Source organism: Corynebacterium sp. (assembly GCF_030535495.1).
In the GTDB taxonomy this organism is placed as follows: domain Bacteria; phylum Actinomycetota; class Actinomycetes; order Mycobacteriales; family Mycobacteriaceae; genus Corynebacterium.
Genome location: NZ_JAUNRW010000136.1, coordinates 1 through 4,964, shown reverse-complemented (window position 1 = coordinate 4,964; position 4,964 = coordinate 1). Strand labels below are relative to the sequence as shown.

6 protein-coding genes are annotated in these 4,964 nt (G+C 68.9%); 5 read left to right on the top strand and 1 reads right to left on the bottom strand.

Features of this window, described 5'->3' with window-relative positions:
- The coding region (locus Q4F73_RS11520; protein WP_303359485.1) for an alpha-isopropylmalate synthase regulatory domain-containing protein at positions 1-558 on the top strand (558 nt) is incomplete at its 5' end.
- A 58-nt stretch (positions 559-616) separates the two neighbouring features.
- On the opposite strand, the gene Q4F73_RS11515 is transcribed toward Q4F73_RS11520, so the two are convergent.
- A complete protein-coding gene (locus tag Q4F73_RS11515) occupies positions 617-1,255 on the bottom strand; it encodes a MerR family transcriptional regulator (RefSeq protein ID WP_303359484.1) in 639 nt (212 codons plus the stop codon).
- A gap of 126 nt (positions 1,256-1,381) precedes the next feature.
- On the opposite strand from Q4F73_RS11515, the gene Q4F73_RS11510 reads away from it, so the two are divergent.
- The 4 genes from Q4F73_RS11510 to Q4F73_RS11495 all read left to right on the top strand — a co-directional run bounded on the left by Q4F73_RS11510 (position 1,382) and on the right by Q4F73_RS11495 (position 4,962).
- On the top strand, positions 1,382-2,416 hold the full coding sequence (locus Q4F73_RS11510; RefSeq protein ID WP_303359483.1) for an exonuclease domain-containing protein: 1,035 nt from the start codon (positions 1,382-1,384) through the stop codon (positions 2,414-2,416).
- Between the two features lie 15 nt (positions 2,417-2,431).
- On the top strand, positions 2,432-3,709 hold the full coding sequence (locus Q4F73_RS11505) for a MurT ligase domain-containing protein (RefSeq protein ID WP_303359482.1): 1,278 nt from the start codon (positions 2,432-2,434) through the stop codon (positions 3,707-3,709).
- Positions 3,702-4,454, top strand: a complete 753-nt coding sequence (locus Q4F73_RS11500) for a type 1 glutamine amidotransferase (protein ID WP_303359481.1) — start codon at positions 3,702-3,704, stop codon at positions 4,452-4,454. Before Q4F73_RS11505 ends, Q4F73_RS11500 begins: the two co-directional genes overlap by 8 nt.
- 61 nt (positions 4,455-4,515) lie before the next feature.
- Entirely contained in the window at positions 4,516-4,962 is a 447-nt protein-coding gene (locus Q4F73_RS11495) for a transporter substrate-binding domain-containing protein (RefSeq protein WP_303359480.1), read from the top strand.
- The last annotated feature ends 2 nt before the right edge of the window (positions 4,963-4,964 follow it).

Sequence of the window (4,964 nt, the reverse complement as noted above, 5' to 3'; positions counted from 1 at the left end):
AACTCCCAGTCCGGCAAGGGCGGCGTCGCCTACATCATGAAGACGGACCACGGCATCAACCTGCCGCGCCAGATGCAGGCCGAGTTCTCCAGTGTCGTCCAGGCCATCACCGACTCGGAGGGCGGCGAGGTCAACTCCAAGGAGATGTGGGACGTCTTCGCCACCGAGTACCTCGACGTCACCGAGCCGGTGGAGGAGGTCTCCATTCGCATCGTCAACGCCGAGACCGACGACGATGAGGCCACCGTCACCGCCACGGTCATCCACGACGGCTCCGAGAAGGAGATCACCGGCACCGGCAACGGCCCCGTGGCCGCCTACGCCAACGCCCTCGAGCAGGTGGGTATCGATGCCGAGGTTCAGTTCTACTCGCAGCAGGCCCGCTCCTCCGGTGACGATGCCGAGGCCGCCTGCTACATCTACGCCACCGTCAACGGCTCCGCCGCGTGGGGCGTGGGCATCGCCGGCTCCATCACCCGCGCCTCCCTCAAGGCGCTGACCTCCGCGGTCAACCGCGCCCTCAAGACGCAGGCACCGGTCCTGGCCGGCGGCGTCTAAGCTCCACACGGGTACAGGGGAGTGCGCACCTGCGCACTCCCCTGGTGTCGTTGTCGCCTCAGTTCTCCGGCGGCGGGGCAGGCTCCCCCATCATCTGCCGCGTGGTGTGTTGCTGCGCCAGGAGGATGAGGGCGTCGACAAGCTGGCGCCGCAACAGTGTTCCGGTGACCATCTGCACGAGCAGATCGTCCGAGGAACCTTCCAGGGACAGCGTCCGGACATCCAGCGCCCCCATGGCCTCGGCGTGGGAGGCATATTCCGCGATCATGTCGCGATCCCAGGAGAGGTCGGTGGTGTGAAGACGGGCGAGGGCGCGTACCGCCGCCTCGTAGGCCTCCGACCCACGCCGGACATTCCACCGGCGTTCGTCGACGATCTCCCCCAGCATGGCGCGCGCCTCGTCCTCGTGGGCCTCCACGTCACGGGTGGATCGTCCCACCAGCGCATTCTGCATGGCTGCCATGGTGTCCACCACGGTTCCCGGGCCGTCGAGTTCGCCGAGGACGAGCTTGATCTCCGCCAGCGACAGCCGGGCGATACCGCTGAGGACGGCGATGAGTTTCAGGCGCGTGAGATGATCGCGCGAATACAGGGACTGGTTGGTCTTGACGTGCCGACCGGGAGGCAGCAGGCCCTCCCTGAGGTAGTACTTGATCGTGGGGACACTCACCCCACTGGTCTGGCTCAACTCCGCCATGCGCATCATTGTGACCCACTACTTCCCTGTGTATCGGTGTAGGTCAAGATCTTAGCCCGTCGTCCTTGCTGCGGCATGCACTCCCTGCCTGCAGTTTGTCCCCACCCAGGCACTAGACTCTGAACAATGAGTCAGACCCACGGTGACCCCGAGTCCACGCCGGCGCCGGCGTTTCCCTTCGTGGCGCTCACGACCCAGACCACCGGGATCCACCCGTCGACTGCCCGCCTGGTGTCCGTTGACGTCCTCACCTTCGACGAGGACGGGGAGATCGGCGAGGAGTTCCACGCCGTGCTCAACCCTGGCAGCGATCCGGGCCCGCACCATTTCCACGGACTCACCCACGAGGAGGTCGCGGAGGGCCAGCGTTTCTCGCAGGTCCTGAGGACCCTCGACAGGCTTCTCGACGACCGCACCCTCGTCGTCCACAACGCCCCCCGCGCATGGGGCTTCATCGTCTCCGAGGCCCGCCGCGCCATGAACGCCGCCGCCCGCTCCAACCGCTCCCGCGGGCGGGGCCGGGGCCGTGGCCGGCGACGTCGGCAGCGGGTGGGGCATGTGCCGAAGCCGGTGGCGATCGTCGATACGCTGGCCACGGCGCGCCGCCAGCGCCTCAGCCTGCCGGACACCCGCCTGGGCAACCTCGCGGCTGCCCTGTCGATCGACGCCCCCTCCCCCGTCGCCACCGTCGCGCGGGCGACACGCCCCGAACACGAGACGTCCCGGGAGATCAACGACCTGCTCATCGACGTCTTCTTCGAGATTCGTGACCGCGGCGATCTCGCGGTCACCAGCCCCGATGAGCTGCGCGCGGACCGTTTCGGCCTGCAGCGCTCCCATGTGCGTGTCGACGCCATGGAGGCACCCCGCCCTCACCCCAATCCGGGTGTGCACGTGCCGGGGAAGAACCTCGTAAAGGGCATGGAGGTGGTCGTCGCCCCCGAGGTGGAGATGGACCCCGACCGCCTCATCGAGGCGAGCATGAAGGCCGAACTGGTCTACTCGGAGAAAGTGACCCGCACCACCAGCGTCATGGTCTGCAACGACACCGAGAATCTGCGGGGCAAGGCGATGCATGCGGTGCGCAAGGGCATTCCGCTGCTCACGGACACCGAGTTCCTCGACGCGGTGACGCGGGTACAGGATCACTCCGGACGCTAGGACTACTGTGGTGGCATGAGTTCCCCACGAACCGGTGTCCTGAGCCGCCTCCGTTCCACGGCGGCCACCACTGCCGCCACGCTGGCCACCACCGCCTCGCGGCTGTCCGGCCGCGGAGCCGGTGGCATGATCGGCGGACTGGTGGCCAACGCCATCGACCCGTCCATCATGGACAACCTCGGCCGTGGACGGCCGACGGTGCTGGTCACCGGCACGAACGGCAAGTCGACGACGACCCGCATGCTGGCCGCGGCCATCCGCGCGCGGCACACCGTGGCCACCAACGACGGCGGCGACAACATGGACGCGGGTATCATCTCCGCGCTGCTGGCCGCCAAGGACGCCTCACACATCGTGCTCGAGGTCGATGAGCTCCACGTCCCCGCGGTGGCGCAGCGTTTGCAGGCGCAGGCGCTCGTGCTGCTCAACCTCACCCGCGACCAGCTCGACCGGGTCGGCGAGATCAACAAGATCGAGCGCGCCCTGCGTGGGGCGGTGACGGCCAACCCGGACATGCTCATCATCGCCAACTGCGACGATGTCCTCATGACCTCCGTCGCCTACGACGCCCCCAATGTCGTGTGGGTGGCCGCCGGCGCCGGCTGGGTCGGGGATTCGGTCTCCTGCCCGCGCACCGGCGGGCATATCGCGCGGGAGGGGGATGACTGGTGGGCGGTCAAGCCGCTTCCCGACGGCCGCACCTTCCGCCGCCCCACCCCCACCTGGACCATCACCGACGACGGCCTGGCCTCCCCGCACGGGGATTCCTCCCTGGACCTCAAGCTGCCTGGCCGCGCCAACCGCGGCAACGCCACCCAGGCCGTCGCCGCCGCCGTCGAGGGCTTCGACGTGCCGTTGGCCGAGGCCGTCGCCGCCGCCGAGTCCGTCGACAACGTCGCCGGCCGCTACTCGACGATCCGCCTCGGCGAGCGCGACATCCACCTGCTGCTGGCCAAGAACCCGGCCGGCTGGCAGGAGGCGTTGTCCATGGTCGACCGTTCGGCGGACGGGCTGGTCATCGCCGTCAACGGCCAGGTGGCCGACGGTGAGGACCTGTCCTGGCTGTGGGACGTGCGCTTCGAGGATTTCGAGGGGCTGGCCGTCAAGGCCGCCGGCGAGCGCGGCACCGACCTGGCGGTGCGCCTGACCTACGCCGACATCGACCACGAGCTCATCCCCGACCCCGTCAAGGCCATCCTCGCCTGCCCCGCCGGGCGCATCGAGGTGCTGGCCAACTACACCGCCTTCCGTGACCTGAAGGCCGCCCTGCAGAAGGAGACCACCCGTGGCTGACCTGAGAATCGGACTCGTGCTGCCCGACGTCCTGGGCACCTACGGCGACGACGGCAACGCCCTCGTCCTGCGCCAACGCGCCCGCATGCGCGGATTCGACGCGGAGATCCAGCACATCCGACTCGGCGAATCCGTTCCCGAGTCCCTGGACATCTACTGCCTCGGGGGTGGTGAGGACACCGCACAGATCCTCGCGGCGGAGCATCTCATCGCCGATGGCGGCCTCACCCGCGCCGCGTGGGCCGGGCGTCCCGTGCTGGCGGTGTGCGCCGGACTGCAGGTGCTCGGCGAGTCCTTCCGCGCCGGGGGGCGCGTCATCGACGGCCTCGGGCTTATCGACGCCACCACCGTCTCCCTCCAGACCCGCGCCATCGGCGAGATCAGCTCCACCCCGACCCGGGCCGGCATCACCGCCGACCTCACGGAACCCCTCACCGGTTTCGAGAATCACCTCGGTGCCACCCTCCTCGGCCCCGGTGCCGAACCCCTGGGCCGTGTCACCCGGGGCACCGGCAACTGTGACCTCGCCGCCTCCGCGGACGTCTCCGACGGCACCCGCCAGCGATTCGCGGAGGGCGCGGTGCAGGGCAGCGTCGTGGCCACCTACATGCACGGTCCCGTCCTGGCCCGTAACCCGCAGCTGGCGGACCTGCTGCTGGCCAAGGCCATGGGCATCTCCCTGCAGGAGCTGGAGCCGCTGGAGATCGGGGTCGTCGATAAGCTGCGCCTGGAGAGGCTGAAGTAGGGGTAGACAGAGGTAGACTCGGCCCCACATATTCACGCTGTTTTATGTGGGAGGTTTGCCTGTGCGACACCGGAGTCTGACCGCGCTCATCGCCGCCGGGCTGCCGCTGGCAGCCTGCGGGGCGATCCCCGCCGACAGCGAGGGCACGCTTGACCGCGCCCGTGGCGGCACTCTCGTCGTCGGGGTCTCCGAGCACCGCCCCTGGACCACCATCGAGGAATCCGGCGCGGTCACCGGGACCGAGGTGGACCTCATCACCGCCTTCGCCGACAGCATCGACGCCGACATCGAGTGGCATACCGGGCCGGAGAGCGTCCTGGCCGACCTGACCGAGGACGGTGAGCTCGACGTCGTCATCGGCGGGCTGACCAGTGAGTCGCCCTGGGCAGACAAGATGGCGCTCACCCGCCCCTACTCCGGGGATCAGGTGATGGGACTGCGGATGGGGGAGAACGAACTCCTCATGACACTCGAACGCCATCTCGCCCGGGAGCACGGGGAGATCTGATG